This window comes from Lacibacter sp. H407 (assembly GCF_037892605.1).
Lineage (GTDB): Bacteria > Bacteroidota > Bacteroidia > Chitinophagales > Chitinophagaceae > Lacibacter.
Genome location: NZ_JBBKTU010000001.1, coordinates 3,005,143 through 3,020,724, shown reverse-complemented (window position 1 = coordinate 3,020,724; position 15,582 = coordinate 3,005,143). Strand labels below are relative to the sequence as shown.

Genomic DNA, 15,582 nt, shown 5'->3' with positions numbered 1-15,582 from the left:
TAAGGGGACGGGGTTAATTTCAGATGGGCGATTTTAGATTGTGGATTTTTGGAAATCAGTCGCTAACGACCGGTTGGAGAGGGCTTGTTACATCCCTCATTTTCATTTGGCATCCTCCTCAAAATTCAGTAAACTTTGTAGGTGGACTTTTACATTGCTCATCAAACTTTTTGTTATGGGCTTGTTACATCAATTGGATCAATGGAGTGCCACGCACCATCCTAAATGGCTGGTGTTGTTACGGGTGGCTCTCGGCGTTAGCCTGATGTTGAAAGGCATTTCATTCATCAGTAATTCTGTCAACCTTCAACTCATTCTTCAGCAAAGCAACCTCCCATCAACCACTTGGTTAAGCAGTGGTATTGCGTGGCTGCATTTACTGGGTGGGTTTCTCATCGTTATCGGCTTGTTTACACGTTGGGCCGTGTTACTGCAAATTCCGATTCTTTTAGGAGCGGTGATTTTTGTGAATGCGAAACAAGGTGTATTTACCGGCCAGTCAGAATTAGGCCTTTCGCTGGTAATACTGGCGCTGCTTCTTTTCTTTTTGCTGGAAGGTGGCGGACCACTTTCATTGGATGATCATTATTTCAGAAGAAACCGAAGATGATCATTTTGACCTGATCGGCTTGATATGCAGTACATAATAAGCAACCACTGCACTGGCGATCATAAAAATGGCGCCCAGTAAAAAAGCCGAACCCGGAAAATAAAATGGCGCTGATTTACCGGTGAAGAAAGCAAAGGTATTCGTCATCAATGGCGGACCAATAATTGTGGTTGCACTCATTAATGCAGCTAACGAACCCTGTAACTCTCCCTGTTCGTTGGCCGGCACGTAGCCCACCATGATGGATTGTAAAGCAGGGCCGCAAATTCCGCCCAAACAATACGGAACGAGAAAGGCAAACATCATCCAGCTTTGGGAAGCAAATGAAAACAACAACATGCCCAATGCATACAATGCAAGGCCTGTGTAAATACTTTTTTCGTTGCCGATTCGTGGGTTGATCACTCTGGTTAAACCGCCTTGTACGGCACCAACCAACAAACCTACCACCGCCAATGAAATACCGATCATACCCGGCGACCATTTAAAACGCTCAATCGTAAAAAAACTCCAGTTGCTTTGCACGGCATGTCCGCCAATGTAAACAAGTACTAATGAGAGGATCAATCCTCCGAGCGCAGGATACTTTTTTAGTTTATACAAGCTCACTCCGGGAATCACCCGTATCCAATCGAGATTTCTTCTGTTCTCTTGTTTTAATGATTCAGGTAAAATGAACAGGCCATATAAAAAGTTGAGCAAACATAAACCTGCTGCTACCATAAACGGAACTCTGGGGCCAAAACTTCCCAACAATCCACCAATGGCCGGACCAATTACAAAACCCAACCCGAAGGCAGCGCCGATCATTCCAAAATTCTTGGCCCGTTCTTCAGGCAAACTGATATCTGCAATGTAGGCTGACGCTGCAGTAAAACTGGCACCGGTAATGCCCGCAACAATCCGTCCCACAAATAACCATGCGATCGATGGCGCAAATGCCAGGAACAAATAATCAACCGCAAAACCAAATAGTGAGGCCAGAATAACCGGTCGACGACCATACTTATCACTCAGATTTCCCATGAGTGGTGAGAACATAAACTGTGTGATGGCAAATGCAAACAATAACCATCCGCCAATCTTTGATGCTTCACTCACATTCACATCAGCGAGTTCTTCGATCAATGCAGGCATCACCGGAATAATAATTCCGAAACCAATTACATCAATGAGCAAGGTGATAAAGATGAAACCAATTGCAGCGTTCCGGTTTCCGGCCATAGTGTTTTTTATTAAGGCGCAAAGATGCTCGTTTTTCTCAAAGCCGGATCACCCTTTTTTTCACATCGCAACCTGTTACAAAACAAAACAGGCAACGGTTGTAACCGTTGCCTGTTCATTCTATCGCTGTCTTTTAGTTTATGCTCTTTTCTTAGCTGCTGCTTTTGTAGGTGCTTTCTTTGTTTTTGCAAGCAGGTCAATTACTTTACTAAACGCATTTACATTTACCGGGCCTTTGTACACTTCACCATTGATGTAGAAGAAAGGTACATCTCTGATCCCCTTATCTGCACCTTCTAACAGATCAGCACGTACGCTCCAGCCATAAACTGAATCAACCAATTTGGTTAAAAAGTTTTTATCGGTTACACCAACTTCTTTTGCATAGCCTTTCAGGCTGATGGTACCTAACTGACGACGGTGAGCAAACAAGGTATTGTGCATATCCCAAAACTTCCCTTCCTGCGCTGCACCAATGGAAGCTTCTGCTGCTTTTTGTGCACGCTGGTGAATACGGGTGAGTGGGAAATGACGATAGTTGAATTGCAATTTATCTTCATACTTCTCCATCAACTGGTTCACTACATCATTTGCTTTTGCACAAGCTTCGCTTTCGTAATCACCATACATCACTAATTTCACCGGTGCTTCACGATTGCCTACCCAAATATCTTTAGTTGGTATAATTTCTATTTCTACTGCTTTACTGTGTGCCATAATATGTGCTCCTTTTTTATATTGTTATGTCCTGTTCGGTTTTTCAAACGTTCAGCTTGCCATCGGTTGCGTTTTGCTTTTAGGTATGTTGTTTCCGTTCTTTTCGTTGCGGAATACAACTGTGCCGTCAAATACATCCACCAGCACGGGTATGCTTTTGTCAATCTCAGCAGCAAGGATTTTGCGGCTTAAAGCGTTCACGATCTCTTTTTGAATCAGTCGTTTTAACGGACGGGCGCCAAATTGCGGATCGAAGCCGTGTTCAGCCAGGAATTCAAGGGCGTAGTCAGAAAATTCAAGCTGAATCCCATTTTCTGCAACCAGTTTACGGAGGTTGTTCAGTTGAATACGAATAATTGATTTGATTTCCTTTCGAAGTAATGGCGCAAACATAATGATTTCATCCACACGATTCAAGAATTCGGGACGAATAGTTTGTCGTAACAATGTCATAACCTCGAGTTTGGCCCGATCAGTTGCCGTATCTATTTCATTATCAGTACTTACGCCTTCAAATGCCTCACTAATGAGGTGGCTGCCAATATTGCTGGTCATAATGATGATCGTATTCTTAAAGTTCACCACCCGGCCCTTGTTATCGGTCAACCGGCCATCATCGAGTACCTGCAGCAACACGTTCCATACATCCGGATGGGCTTTCTCAATTTCATCGAGCAACACCACGCTGTACGGTTTGCGGCGAACGGCTTCAGACAGCTGGCCACCCTCATCATAACCCACATAGCCCGGAGGCGCACCAACCAAACGAGAAACCGTATGTTTTTCTTGGTACTCGCTCATGTCGATCCTCGTCATCATACTCTCATCGTCAAATAAATACTCAGCCAATGCTTTCGCCAATTCGGTTTTACCAACACCGGTTGTGCCAAGAAAAATAAAGGAGCCGATCGGTTTCTTTGGATCGCTCAACCCTGCCCTGCTTCTCCGAATCGCATCGGCAACAGCGGTAATAGCTTCTTCCTGTCCAACCACACGGTTGTGCAATTCATCTTCCAGATGCAATAATTTTTCCCGTTCGCTTTGCAGCATTTTTGAAACAGGGATACCCGTCATCTTCGCAATGTTAGCAGCAATATCTTCTGCATCTACCTCTTCTTTCAGCAAACGCTTTTCGCCGCTTGATTCAATCATCTGTGTTAGAGCAGCGATCTGTGCCTCTTGCTCCTTGATTTTTCCATAACGGATCTCAGCTACCAACCCGTAATTGCCTTCACGTTCGGCACGGTCGGCTTGTATTTTCAGATTTTCAATTTCTGCTTTCCCGTTCTGTACTTTTTCTACGAGTTCCTTTTCAGCTTTCCATTTTGCTTTGAGCGTATCACGTTCAACAGAAAGATTAGCGATCTCTGTATTCAGTTCTTTTAATGTTGATTCATCTTTCTCCCGTTTAATTGCTTCCCGTTCAATTTCCAATTGACGGATCTGGCGTTCCAGTTTATCCAGCTCTTCGGGCATGCTGTTCATTTCCAACCGAAGTTTGGCTGCGCTTTCATCAATCAGGTCAATGGCTTTATCGGGCAAGAAACGATCGGTGATATAACGTGTGCTCAATTCAACCGCTGCAATAATTGCTTCGTCTTTGATACGTACATGATGATGCGTTTCATAACGATCTTTTAATCCACGTAAAATAGAGATCGCATCTTCCACACTTGGTTCATCGATCATCACACGCTGGAAACGACGTTCGAGTGCTTTATCTTTTTCAAAAAATTTCTGATACTCATTTAACGTGGTGGCACCGATTGCACGGAGTTCACCTCTTGCCAGTGCAGGCTTTAAAATATTGGCCGCATCCATTGCGCCATCACCTCCGCCTGCACCAACAAGCGTATGAATTTCATCAATGAACAAAATAATTTCACCATCACTACCGGTTACTTCTTTTACTACACTTTTCAAACGCTCTTCAAATTCACCTTTATACTTTGCACCGGCAATGAGTTGCCCCATATCTAATGCATAGATAATTTTTGACTTTAAATTCTCCGGCACATCACCGTTTACAATACGCATGGCTAACCCTTCTGCAATAGCAGTTTTACCAACACCTGGTTCACCTACAAGGATCGGATTGTTTTTACTACGACGTGTTAAGATGTGCAGTGTTCTGCGTATCTCTTCATCACGACCAATTACCGGATCAAGCTTTCCCTGCCTTGCCATTTCAATTAAATTCTTTGCATACTTGTTTAATGCATTGAACTGTGTTTCCTGCGTTTGGCTTTTTACTGTATCACCTTTACGCAGATCTTTAATAGCTGTAAGCAATCCTTTTTCGGTTAAGCCTGCATCTTTCAAAATTTTTGCAGTGGAATCGTTTCCCTGCACAATTGCTAATAACAAATGTTCCGGTGTTACAAACTCATCGCCAAAACTTTTCAATGAGGCACCCGCACGCAGCACAACATTGTTTGCTTCACGACCAATTGATTGTGCCGGCTCACCACTTGTTTTGGGAAGTTTATTCATGGCTTCCGCCAACTTTGTTTCCACCAAATTCAGCGTTACGTTATTTTTTTTCAGCAGATATTCCACAGGACTATCCTGCTGATCGAGCAATGCTTTGAGCAGGTGCTCTGTTTCAATATTTGTGTTCTGTGCATTAAACGCCAACTGCTGTGCCTGTTGCACTGCTTCTGCGGCTTTAATGGTAAAATTTCCGAGGTTCATATAAATTTTTAGTGTTTTGAATGTTCAATTATCCATTTCAGGTTGGCGATTGCAGATGTGTAACTCTTTCATCTTTGTTAAACCTTCATTCAACTTACAAAAGCTCATCTTCCTTCCATCGTTTCAAGTAAATTTGTTTGGTTCCCGAACATGAACAATGATCGATGAACCATGAATCTATGTTCGCAAATGAGTATCCAATTCAAAAATTCAGAAAGAATGTCACTTAAATCATTGAATATCCGCCCCAAAGTCAGTGCCACACTAAGTTTCCTGTTATTATTTCAGGTGTGCTTTGCCCAACAGAATTTCAGCAAGGTGAATGATTGGCTTATCAAGAATGTGCCCGATCTTGGCGGACGTGCTGTGCTGATGATCTATAAAGATGGAAAGATCGTGTACAGCGAAACGATCAACAACCTCAGCAAGCAACAGGAAACAAGAGGGAAGATCAAAGCGAAAGTGCAGGGAAAAGATGTGGAGGATGTATTGCAGGATTATACTACCACCACCCGTGAACGGATTGCCAGCAGCAGCAAATGGCTGACAGCTGCATTACTGATGACCTATGTTGATGAGAACAAAGTGCGGTTAACCGACTCCGTTGGAAAGTTCTTGCCTGTGATGACGAAATATGGAAAAGGCGGTATTAAAGTTTGGCAATGCCTGAACCATACAACCGGAATAAAAAGCGGCGGACTTCGTGATATGATCGTTGGCATGAAAAATACGAAAACGATGTTTGAATCAATTGAACAAATTGCAATGCTGCCAATGGAAGGAACACCAGGAAAATATTTTCATTACAGTAATACCGGCTTGCAGATTGTTGCCGGCATTGTTGAAAAAGTAAGTGAGAAAGATTTTGAAACGGCATTTAAAGAACGCATTGCCGATCCGCTGGAAATGAAGAAAACCGATTTTGGAAAAAGCGGCGTTCCATTGGCAGCAGGTGGCGCATACAGTACACCGGAAGATTATATGAATTTTTTGGTGATGCTTTTAAACGAAGGTGAGTTCAATGGCAAGCGCATCATCAGCAAAGCACTGGTGAATGAAATGATGAAAAACCGAATGGCCCGTGATGTAGAACGTGCTTATGCACCCGAAGAAGCCGGTAACTGGGGTTATGGTTTTGGCGCATGGATCATGGATGCACCTTTGGCCATCAGTGAAAAAAAAGATGCCATGCCTGTATCAAAACGTGGAGTTGCCGTTACAAGCCCGGGGTTGTTTGGCAGTTTTCCATGGATCGATAACGACAAAAAATATTGTGCGTTTTTGTTTGTACATAATTTAAAGAACAAAGGACGGCATACAAGATACACTGAGTTGAAAGAGATTGTTGATGGAGCGTTGCGTTGATCTAATTTGATTTTTACAAATCATCTTGGTTGCACATCCAGCTCCCTGATCTGATCTTTGTAATTTACAGGCAACAACATATTCTTCAACATCCAATCCATCTTCATCAACCGGCTGATCTTATACATTGGTACCATTGGTGTAAGAAAGGAGAAATCGCTAAAGTGTAATAACTCTTTTACCCGTTGCGGCACTACCAATTTTTGCGCTTCGATCAACACCTTGAAACGCATGATGCCGATATTTTTTTTATACTGTTGAAACAAATCCGCCGTGTAATTACTTTTACGAAGATCGGCTTGTAAATGTGCCTCACGTACGGGAAGCCATGTCAGGTAGTTCGTTGGTAATTCCTTCAATCCCATTCGAATACCTACACGATAAAAAACATTGTATACTTCTTCTTTTTCTTCATCGCTTAATTTCTCTTCCAACAGCTCGTATGCTGCAATCGAATAATGAATAAGCATAAACAACACATCACGGTAAGCCCAATCTGGAATTGTTGTGCCCCGGTTTTGTTCTACAGCACCGTGTATTTTCTGTAAGGTATCAATGGCCTTATTGGCATCGTCCATTGAAGAGAACACAATCTTTTTTGCATAAGCAACTGTTGAAAACAACCGACCCAACGGATCAGATGGCAACTTTCCGGTAAAGTATAACCAGTCAACAGCTTTATTAAGAGCAAATTCTGCAGATGCGCCCGCAAAAATAAACAGCACGGTATCGCTCTTGCCCCAGATCTTCCGCACAACCGATTTTTCTTCTACAAATAATTGCATATACTCATTTTGTTTTTCAGGTTATCAATCATCAAATCATTCGTTTGAATAAATCGTTCTTTTTTTTAAAAAAATATATTTCAACAGTCAAATAAATTTCCTATTTCGCCAAACTCGTATCAACAGATGCTTTTTCATATTTGTCGAGACAGGAATCAAGTGGCTGCCCTGCGTTATGAATACAATCACAGAATTCAAAACAAGCTTTTGATTTCTTATTGTCTTTACATTGTTCACGGCAATCCCTTAGCGAATTACGAGGCATTATTTCACATGCGCCGGCAAGAACAAACATCGAACAACAAATGATCACAATTCGTTTCATACATTTTTTTACACTGATTTAGAATGATCTGTTTTCTGATACAACACATTCCGTGCTTTTCGCTTTCTGCATTTCCCATGGAAAAATGAACTTCAGCTTATCGTAATCCCAACAAAGCAGGTACAAATTAGCCAACAGCATCAAAGGCGAAGAAACCCAGGAACCTTCAAACCGAACTGCAAACGAGAGAATACAAATGTTGAGAATGATAGGAAAATAGATCAGAGCACCCAGCAAGGCTGTACGTGGAATCAACAACAGAATTGCAGCGAGTATTTGTAACACACCAATAAAGGTGTAATAATAACCCGTGTGATGTAAGGCCTCCAAATACCGCCCCATTGGATGTTTTACTGACAAACCGCTGGCGAAACGCTCATCTATGATTTTTACCCAACCGGCAGGTAAAAAGCCTGCGGCCAATGCAATACGATTAAAAACAGCAAAGTGGCGAAGTTCCCGATTTTGCTTTACCCGATCATGAAGAATGTTTAATACAGAAGATATACTCATTCGTTTTCCGTTTCTACGGACAGAAAATATTTTAGTAAAATCATTTGTCCGGTTCGCAAATATACATTTACTTTGTATTTCAAAGTACTTTTAAAACAAAATAATTAAACATGACTTACAAACTAAATGTTGCTTCCATTATCAGCTCGCTGTTTGGCGTACTTACCTTGGCAATTGGCTTCGCAAATACCTTTTGGGGAGACGACCCGGGCTTTGGAATTTTTATAATGCTTTTATCATTGGTCTATTTTCTGCCGGTAAATGACTTGCTGAAAAAAATTACAGGTTACACGATCCCCGCATTTGGATGGATCAAAGCCGGACTAGGCCTTTTTATTATCTGGGCTTCGGTAGGTGTAGGTGAATTATTTGATAAGATCGAACTGATGATGCAATCTCTGTAAACTGATACGATTTTTTTGTCAACTTCAAACAGATAGACCGACCATTGTTTGCCGGTTAACCAACACATTTCAAAATAACAAACACATGCAACAAAAAATTACTGCAGATTACATGTTTAGCTGGATAGCCGGCATCTTAGTTTTTACAATTGGCGTATTTAATTTGATCTTGGTACATCCGGTACCCGGAGTTATTGGCCTTCTTCTTTCGGTTATCTTTTTCCCGCCTGTGAATGAATTTCTGATTCATAAGTTCGGCTTCCGCATTCCATTGGTTGTGAAAATTGTTTTAGCCTTAGCTATTTTCTGGTTTACGTTGGGTGTAAGTGATCTGGGTGAAATGATCGATCAGCTGTTTGTGAAATAGCAGCAGCAAAAAAAATGTGAATGCGTCTTTTATGCAGCATTCACATTACAATTGCAGTTTAGTGCAGATCTAACTTTCCCTTTCGATAGCTGCTGGCCATGCACTCAGGTAATCACCGCCTGGTCCAACTTCCTCTGCTTCATCATTTACATGCGCCAGTAATGGTTCAACCACAGCATAATCTTTAATAACTTTTACTGTAATAAGAGCAAGTGGAATACCTATTAAATTTCCGATCATGTTTGCAATTGTAACTGTAGTTAATTCGTCAATTGTTTCTGCACTCATGGAATAACGGAATACAAACTGGCCCACTAAATTATTAACTACCCACAAGGTCCACCAAACAGCAAGAGCAGCAGTTGAAAATTTCTCATAAATAGTCGTTTCCCGGAGCACAAGCAGTTCCCTTGTTTCCTGATAAAGCTCTTTCATGATCTGAAAAGGTCTGAACAAACTGATAATGGGCACAAACCAACTACCTGCCGCCCACCCTTCTGTAAAACGCAGCCCATGCACCAATTGATGAAGATTAAAATAAGCACGACGGAACCATCGTATAAACATAATGGCAGAAATAATTGTAGCAATCAGATAAACAATTCCGATCACCTGCTCACGCAGATCGTTAGCATTTGCAGCTTCAGTTGTTATTTCACCACCATCGGCAGCAGTTTGCAATAATTCATATTGGAAATAGCCGGAAATTAATGAGATCACTTCCAGGGACAACATGATCCATATTAAAATGATCGCATTTTTTGCACGTTGTTCATTGGGTTTTACTGTTTCCATTTTGCTTGGGTTTCTGTTATGTTTGTAAGCAAGACTACGTTTAAGCCTACAGAATTATCGTGGATTAATTTTCAAATTCTCGTCGAGCCAGGCATCCAACGTGCCTTCTTCATCGCTCTTAACAAGCTTATCCATCTTCTTATCTTTTTTGATCCCTTTTCCTGCTTTGTAAACATGCACCATATCCCTGAGTCCAGCCCTTTGTTTTGCACGAATATCTTTTGAATAATTATTCTCCAACACATACCGGGCACAACCCGCCATAAACAACAGCATCATCCCGCTATTCTTTTTATCAAAATCCAATATCACTTCGTTGAGCTCTACATTCACTGAAGGGCTTCCGCTGATCCATGAAAATATAAAAGCAGATACTTCTTTACGTTTTGCTTTTTGTTCATCGAAAGCTGTTTCTCTAAGCCATACTGACGCTTCGATAATATCCTTTTCATATTTTACAAAATCAGACGGTTGTTTTAATTCGTAGTTGGCAGGTACATTAAATGATTGAGTAAATCCCTGCACACTCAACAATAGTAAACTACCGGTAACGAAAAGACGGAATAGGTTCATGTTGATCGTTTTTAAAAGTCTACTGCTACTTTGGTTCATTTGACTTACTACTTTGTAAAATCTGCTTCTGTTATACCCTCGTTAACGAGTAAAGTGGTGACCTTACCTGTTTGAAACTGGTTATTGTCCCCGAATTTCAACTCACTGTAAAAAAGTAACTGCCCGTACTTTTTATATTTCAGAAAATAAGCGGATGTAAAAGCGTCTTTCTCCGGATTGTCACTTTTGTCTTCACGCATCAAAAGGAATGTTTTTTTGCTGAAATAGAGCAACTTCACTGCTCCATTTTTAAGGCTGGCTTTGATCTTATAACAAGACTCTTTATTCACCTTCTCCTCTCCTAACAATTCTAAGGTGTAAAGACTTTTATCTAAAAAATCTAATTCATTAAAAATATTTTTCCGATAAATTTTATCTTTAAATTCTGCAGGATCAGCCAATTGCTTTTTACCATTCACCATTTCATAACCCGTTGTTCCATCATACCAGTTTTCAAACACAACTCCCGTTTCATATACGATCTGGAAAGCTCCTTTATTGGGCAGCATTTCTTTGGTTACCCACACCACTTTCCGGCCCTGCATTTCTGTACTGATCTCTGAATAAAGCGTTTTAATACTGGCCAAATATTCCCGACCACCCATTGCAGTAATTGATTGCTCAATAATTTTTTCTGCACTTAGGTCTGCAGAACCGGTTTGCGAAAATAGATTAGCTGTGATAATCAAGTTAAGAAAAACCAGGGCGATACGTTTTGTGATAATCATTTCCTGAAAATTAATATTGCTTTGATGGCTATTATCCAGACCGTTTTCATTTCATTGAAAAGGCTCTAAACAAGAGGTAGTTTTATTTTATTCAAATGTATATTTTTTTTCAGCGTATCAATCCATTACTGGTTCGCACTTATAATGATTAAACTCCAAAATAAACATAAGCGGCATGAACGGGTAATTATAGAAACAGACGTGCATAAAAGACCAATAAGCGATAAAACATTTTTTCCACAATTATTGACCTCACAGCAAACAGCAAGTTTTACTTGTAAATCCCTCTGCCATCTGTGTGAACTAAATAAAACCTGTATATTAGAAAAAAATCCCGATGAAGCTTATTCTTCGATCTGTGTGTATGATCATTGTTAGTACTCTCCTTTTTCAGTTATCGGCAAACGCACAATCCAGCAGCAAAACACAAAAAGCTGAAAAGGCGCTTGTAAACTATTTGAATACGCTCTGCAAAGAGTACCTAACAAATGAAATGGGTATAGAGCTCGGAACCATTCAGCAGCTATATACGATCAATAATGGCACTCTTTCAGTTGTACGAAAACATGCAAACGAAAATGACCAGACAGCTATATTTTTTGTAAAAACCTCCATTAGCATAACAGAAATTGAAGATGTGTTCTTTGATTATTATATCGGGTTTGTTGGCATCAATAATCAATCTGTAAAAGAAGAAAAAAGCGACAGCCCAGACCTTAGATTTATGAACATCGGCACCATGCATTTAATGCATATTGCCCCGGTAGGCGATGGTGACCACGGATACGCAGTTCAAACCAAACTGCTGAAGCTGGTAGCAGATCTGAAAAAGCTATACAAAGCCGATAAATAAGATATCTGCGGCTTCGCAACATATCGGTTTCCTTTTCCTGATAACAGTACTATTTTTTATATTTATCGTCACAAAAAATCAGCATGAGAAAACAGCAATTGTTGTTATGGGCATTTATTGCCTGCACAACCTTATCATTTGCACAGGAAGATAACTGGGATGTGTATATGGCACAATATGAAAAAGGTGCCGGTTCAACAATCATCAACATGTCGTTGAAAGAAAAAGCACCTTTCACCAACCTGCCTTTCTTGTTGCAAGTAAGTGTAAGGCCGATCAAATGCAGCAAGGATGGCTTACCGGACGAACATGAATTTGAAGTGCTTTATAATTTGTCGGATACAATGAAAGCTGTTACTGATGCTGCAACAGTTAATAAAGCAGCCGGTACTTTTTCCTATCAATGTGAGCGAACCGATTACTATTATATTTCAGATACAACGATCATTCGTGGGTTGCTGCAAGAAGCATTTAAAAAACACTATCCACAATACAGCTTCACTATCAAACTGAAAACGGATGCGGATTGGCAGGCCTATTTCAATTTTCTATACCCCAACGAAGTGATATTTGAATACATGCAGAACGAAAAAGTGATCCTTGGTTTGCAACAGGCCGGTGATAATTTGCAAAAGCCGAGGCAGGTAGATCATTGGCTTTACTTTAAAACCGAATTGGGACGGGAACAGTTCGTTGTATTTGCAACAAAGGAAAAATTCAAAATCGAGAACAAACAGATCATAAAAGACGCCTCCTTACAATATCAACTGCATATTTCAAGAGAAGACCGGGTGGATCCGGATTCAATTTCAAGCATTACCATCGAACTTCGAAAAAAAGCCCGTCAACTGAATGGTGACTATGACGGATGGGAAACATTTGTTGTAAAATAAAAGAATATTTTCCCTTTTGTTGAATGATCATTCGAAACTGATTCGTGCTTTTGCACCGGATATCTACTTTCAAGATTACATGTTTCCACTTAGTAAAAATACGTAAGTGAAGGGGCTTCTTGTTTTTTGTTTAATTCTCTTTAATATTGTCGAAGTCTTTACACCCATTTATCCAACAGGTCATTATGGTTCATTTATTCTATGCAACGAATCAAATTAAAATTTCTTATCAACAATCCGTCTCTATTATCGCAGCTGCGTATTCTTTTTTATTACAATGCGTAAACCTTAGCGATAGCAATTGAATAGCAAAACCAATTATACAATAAAAGCATCTGCGATTTTTGTGATCGCAGTGGGTCTGCTTGTTTTATTAGGCTGGCAAACAGATTCAGTTATCTTGAAACAAGTATTGCCGGTAACAGTTGCCATGAATCCGATGGCAGCGGTTGCATTTTTATTCTCCGGATTTGCATTTTTGCAATTGCTTCAACATCCTGCAACAACTAATCAACGCCGCGTCGCAATTTTATTATCGCTTGTTGTTATACTTATAGCGGTATTACGGGTTGTTGCCATTTTTTATTGGTTTGATGCTGGTGTTGACCGGTTTTTATATCCTAACAAATTAATCACAACCGTTTATAACAACACTCCAAGTAATATTACAATTAATACAGCAGTTGCCTTTGTATTGTCTGGATGTGCATTGTTATGCATGGCTTTTCAACGAATCAAACTGGCACAATGGCTTAGCTTACCAGTTGCCGCTATCGGTTTGCTTTCAGTAATTGGTTACAGCTATCATATCAGTTCGTTCTACAACGCTACTTCGTTTACACCAATGTCGCTGCATAGTGGTGTTTGTTTTTTCATTTTTTCCATTGCATTACTTTTTGCAAACAGCAGAGAAGGTTTTATGGCAGAGGTTACTCATTTGCACGCAGGTGGGCAAGCTGCCCGTTTATTATTACCTGCTGCTATTTTGGTACCCTCAGTGTTGGGCTATTTCGTTTTAAATGGTGTACTGCACGAACGCTTTTCAGTCGCAGTGTGGATGTCGCTGTTTGTAACAGCAATCATTTTAATTTTCGGCTTTCTTGTTTGGGTTACGGCATGGATCATCAACAAATTTGAAACGGAGCGACAAAATGAAAAACTGGTTGCAGAAGAAAAACTGAAACAGTTTAACCAGGAACTGAAAAAACAGGTGCATGAACAAACCAGACAAATCATTGATCAGGAACAACAATACCGCTTTCTGTTGGAGAATATGCAGGAAGGTGCTCAACTGATCGGGTTCGATTGGCGTTATCTGTTTGTCAACAATTCATTTATCAGGCAAAGCAAACTTGAACATGATGAAGAATTTCTTAGACAAAAATTTACAGATAAGTTTCCCGGTATTGAACAAACGGCTTTGTATGCTACATTTCAAAAATGCATGAACGAACGTGTGGCAGAGCAATTAGAAAACGAGTACGAATTCCCAGATGGCACAAAGGAATGGTTTCAGCTAAGCATACAACCAGTGCCTGAGGGATTATTTATTTTGTCAAAAGATATTACAACGCAGAAGAAAGCAGAACAGGAAATCAGGCAATCGCAGGAGCGTTATCATACACTGATGAATAGTGTAGATGGTATTGTATGGGAAGCCGATACAGAAACTTTTGCGTTTAGCTTTGTGAGCGAAAAAGCAGAACGTTTACTGGGTTATCCGATTGAGCGCTGGATCAACGAACCATCTTTTTGGGCGGAGCATATTTATGAAGATGACCGCACATGGGCGGTGAACTATTGTGCCCAATGTACACGTGACGGAAAATCGCATCAATTTGAATATCGGATGATTGCAGCAGATGGCCGAATTGTTTGGTTAAAAGATATTGTTGCCGTGATTATGGAGAATGGGCGGCCGGTACGTTTAAGCGGCATCATGGTTGACATTACTGATACCAAAAAAATGGAAGCCGAGCTGGCGCAGAAAATGTTATCGCAACAAAAACTAACTACAGAAATAACCATTCTGGCACAGGAAAAGGAACGGAATGAACTGGGGCTTGAGTTGCATGATAATATCAATCAGCTATTGAGTGTGGTAAAACTTTATCTCGGCATTGCCAAAAAAGAAGAAACCTATAACCTGGAGATCATTGAAAAAAGTTACCACCATTTAGAAGAAGCGATGACGGAAATACGGAATTTATCGCACTCGTTGGTAACGCCTACTCTTGGTGAAGATGGGTTGAAGGATGCATTGCAAGATCTTGTTGACAGTGTTCCGCAGGCAAACAATATCCGTATTGATCTTTCAGTTGATGAAAAATATGATTCACTGCAGGTAGAGAAAAGTAAAGAACTGATGATCTATCGTATTGTACAGGAACAACTCAGCAATATCATCAAATATGCGAAAGCAAGTGATGTAAATATTTCATTAAAACAGGAAACGGAATCACTTTACTTATCAGTATCTGATAATGGTGTAGGTTTTGATGCCGAACAAACAGCCAGTAATGGAATTGGATTGAAAAATATCAACAGCCGTGTTGGCTATTACGCCGGCGACATGAAGATCATTTCAGCGCCGGGCAAAGGCTGTACATTGGAAGTATTTATTCCTAACTAAAAACTTTCATTCAATTCGGGACTCCCTGCAAATAATAAAAATGATGTAACTTTCTTACTTCATCT

Annotated in this window: 15 protein-coding genes; 7 read left to right on the top strand and 8 right to left on the bottom strand. The window is 40.4% G+C overall.

Features of this window, described 5'->3' with window-relative positions:
* Positions 1-175 precede the first annotated feature (175 nt).
* Positions 176-610 (top strand): DoxX family protein, encoded by a 435-nt coding sequence (locus WG989_RS13090; RefSeq protein ID WP_340429995.1) that lies wholly within the window; start codon positions 176-178, stop codon positions 608-610.
* Here WG989_RS13090 and WG989_RS13085 read toward each other — a convergent pair whose 3' ends face one another.
* The 3 genes from WG989_RS13085 to clpB form a co-directional block, all read right to left on the bottom strand.
* On the bottom strand, positions 611-1,834 hold the full coding sequence (locus tag WG989_RS13085) for a TCR/Tet family MFS transporter (RefSeq protein ID WP_340429994.1): 1,224 nt from the start codon (positions 1,832-1,834) through the stop codon (positions 611-613).
* A gap of 138 nt (positions 1,835-1,972) precedes the next feature.
* A complete protein-coding gene (locus tag WG989_RS13080; protein ID WP_340429993.1) occupies positions 1,973-2,551 on the bottom strand; it encodes a DsbA family protein in 579 nt (192 codons plus the stop codon).
* 51 nt (positions 2,552-2,602) lie between these two features.
* Entirely contained in the window at positions 2,603-5,245 is a 2,643-nt protein-coding gene (gene clpB, locus WG989_RS13075) for an ATP-dependent chaperone ClpB (protein WP_340429992.1), read from the bottom strand.
* Between the two features lie 219 nt (positions 5,246-5,464).
* Here clpB and WG989_RS13070 point away from each other — a divergent pair, with 219 nt between their 5' ends.
* On the top strand, positions 5,465-6,610 hold the full coding sequence (locus tag WG989_RS13070; protein ID WP_340429991.1) for a serine hydrolase domain-containing protein: 1,146 nt from the start codon (positions 5,465-5,467) through the stop codon (positions 6,608-6,610).
* Positions 6,611-6,630: 20 nt separating this feature from the next.
* On the opposite strand, the gene WG989_RS13065 is transcribed toward WG989_RS13070, so the two are convergent.
* Positions 6,631-7,395 (bottom strand): oxygenase MpaB family protein, encoded by a 765-nt coding sequence (locus WG989_RS13065; protein ID WP_340429990.1) that lies wholly within the window; start codon positions 7,393-7,395, stop codon positions 6,631-6,633.
* A 343-nt stretch (positions 7,396-7,738) separates the two neighbouring features.
* Positions 7,739-8,233: a hypothetical protein gene (locus WG989_RS13060; protein WP_340429988.1), complete on the bottom strand. Its 495-nt coding sequence runs from the start codon at positions 8,231-8,233 to the stop codon at positions 7,739-7,741.
* A gap of 110 nt (positions 8,234-8,343) precedes the next feature.
* On the opposite strand from WG989_RS13060, the gene WG989_RS13055 reads away from it, so the two are divergent.
* Together WG989_RS13055 and WG989_RS13050 are read left to right on the top strand one after the other, a co-directional pair.
* Positions 8,344-8,637 (top strand): hypothetical protein, encoded by a 294-nt coding sequence (locus WG989_RS13055; RefSeq protein ID WP_340429987.1) that lies wholly within the window; start codon positions 8,344-8,346, stop codon positions 8,635-8,637.
* A gap of 85 nt (positions 8,638-8,722) precedes the next feature.
* Complete coding sequence (locus tag WG989_RS13050) at positions 8,723-9,004, top strand: hypothetical protein (RefSeq protein WP_340429986.1); 282 nt, start codon at positions 8,723-8,725, stop codon at positions 9,002-9,004.
* 69 nt (positions 9,005-9,073) lie between these two features.
* Here WG989_RS13050 and WG989_RS13045 read toward each other — a convergent pair whose 3' ends face one another.
* Genes WG989_RS13045 through WG989_RS13035 form a run of 3 tightly spaced genes read right to left on the bottom strand, consistent with a single transcriptional unit; the run spans position 9,074 to position 11,139 of the window.
* On the bottom strand, positions 9,074-9,799 hold the full coding sequence (locus WG989_RS13045; protein WP_340429985.1) for a DUF4328 domain-containing protein: 726 nt from the start codon (positions 9,797-9,799) through the stop codon (positions 9,074-9,076).
* A gap of 54 nt (positions 9,800-9,853) precedes the next feature.
* Positions 9,854-10,372: a hypothetical protein gene (locus WG989_RS13040; RefSeq protein ID WP_340429984.1), complete on the bottom strand. Its 519-nt coding sequence runs from the start codon at positions 10,370-10,372 to the stop codon at positions 9,854-9,856.
* A 47-nt stretch (positions 10,373-10,419) separates the two neighbouring features.
* On the bottom strand, positions 10,420-11,139 hold the full coding sequence (locus WG989_RS13035) for a hypothetical protein (protein ID WP_340429982.1): 720 nt from the start codon (positions 11,137-11,139) through the stop codon (positions 10,420-10,422).
* A gap of 337 nt (positions 11,140-11,476) precedes the next feature.
* Between WG989_RS13035 and WG989_RS13030 the strand changes: the two genes are divergently transcribed.
* The 3 genes from WG989_RS13030 to WG989_RS13020 all read left to right on the top strand — a co-directional run bounded on the left by WG989_RS13030 (position 11,477) and on the right by WG989_RS13020 (position 15,517).
* Positions 11,477-11,992, top strand: coding sequence for a hypothetical protein (locus WG989_RS13030; RefSeq protein WP_340429981.1), 516 nt, complete (start codon positions 11,477-11,479; stop codon positions 11,990-11,992).
* 83 nt (positions 11,993-12,075) lie between these two features.
* Positions 12,076-12,885: a DUF695 domain-containing protein gene (locus WG989_RS13025; protein ID WP_340429980.1), complete on the top strand. Its 810-nt coding sequence runs from the start codon at positions 12,076-12,078 to the stop codon at positions 12,883-12,885.
* A 301-nt stretch (positions 12,886-13,186) separates the two neighbouring features.
* Entirely contained in the window at positions 13,187-15,517 is a 2,331-nt protein-coding gene (locus WG989_RS13020) for a PAS domain S-box protein (RefSeq protein ID WP_340429978.1), read from the top strand.
* The last annotated feature ends 65 nt before the right edge of the window (positions 15,518-15,582 follow it).

What these genes read in the sequence shown, in the direction of transcription:
- clpB (WP_340429992.1), bottom strand. Translation starts at nt 5,245, where the DNA reads ATGAACCTCGGAAATTTTACCATTAAAGCCGCAGAAGCAGTGCAACAG.
- WG989_RS13060 (WP_340429988.1), bottom strand. Translation starts at nt 8,233, where the DNA reads ATGAGTATATCTTCTGTATTAAACATTCTTCATGATCGGGTAAAGCAA.
- WG989_RS13085 (WP_340429994.1), bottom strand. Translation starts at nt 1,834, where the DNA reads ATGGCCGGAAACCGGAACGCTGCAATTGGTTTCATCTTTATCACCTTG.
- WG989_RS13055 (WP_340429987.1), top strand. Translation starts at nt 8,344, where the DNA reads ATGACTTACAAACTAAATGTTGCTTCCATTATCAGCTCGCTGTTTGGC.
- WG989_RS13040 (WP_340429984.1), bottom strand. Translation starts at nt 10,372, where the DNA reads ATGAACCTATTCCGTCTTTTCGTTACCGGTAGTTTACTATTGTTGAGT.
- WG989_RS13090 (WP_340429995.1), top strand. Translation starts at nt 176, where the DNA reads ATGGGCTTGTTACATCAATTGGATCAATGGAGTGCCACGCACCATCCT.
- WG989_RS13025 (WP_340429980.1), top strand. Translation starts at nt 12,076, where the DNA reads ATGAGAAAACAGCAATTGTTGTTATGGGCATTTATTGCCTGCACAACC.
- WG989_RS13080 (WP_340429993.1), bottom strand. Translation starts at nt 2,551, where the DNA reads ATGGCACACAGTAAAGCAGTAGAAATAGAAATTATACCAACTAAAGAT.
- WG989_RS13070 (WP_340429991.1), top strand. Translation starts at nt 5,465, where the DNA reads ATGTCACTTAAATCATTGAATATCCGCCCCAAAGTCAGTGCCACACTA.
- WG989_RS13050 (WP_340429986.1), top strand. Translation starts at nt 8,723, where the DNA reads ATGCAACAAAAAATTACTGCAGATTACATGTTTAGCTGGATAGCCGGC.
- WG989_RS13035 (WP_340429982.1), bottom strand. Translation starts at nt 11,139, where the DNA reads ATGATTATCACAAAACGTATCGCCCTGGTTTTTCTTAACTTGATTATC.
- WG989_RS13030 (WP_340429981.1), top strand. Translation starts at nt 11,477, where the DNA reads ATGAAGCTTATTCTTCGATCTGTGTGTATGATCATTGTTAGTACTCTC.
- WG989_RS13045 (WP_340429985.1), bottom strand. Translation starts at nt 9,799, where the DNA reads ATGGAAACAGTAAAACCCAATGAACAACGTGCAAAAAATGCGATCATT.
- WG989_RS13065 (WP_340429990.1), bottom strand. Translation starts at nt 7,395, where the DNA reads ATGCAATTATTTGTAGAAGAAAAATCGGTTGTGCGGAAGATCTGGGGC.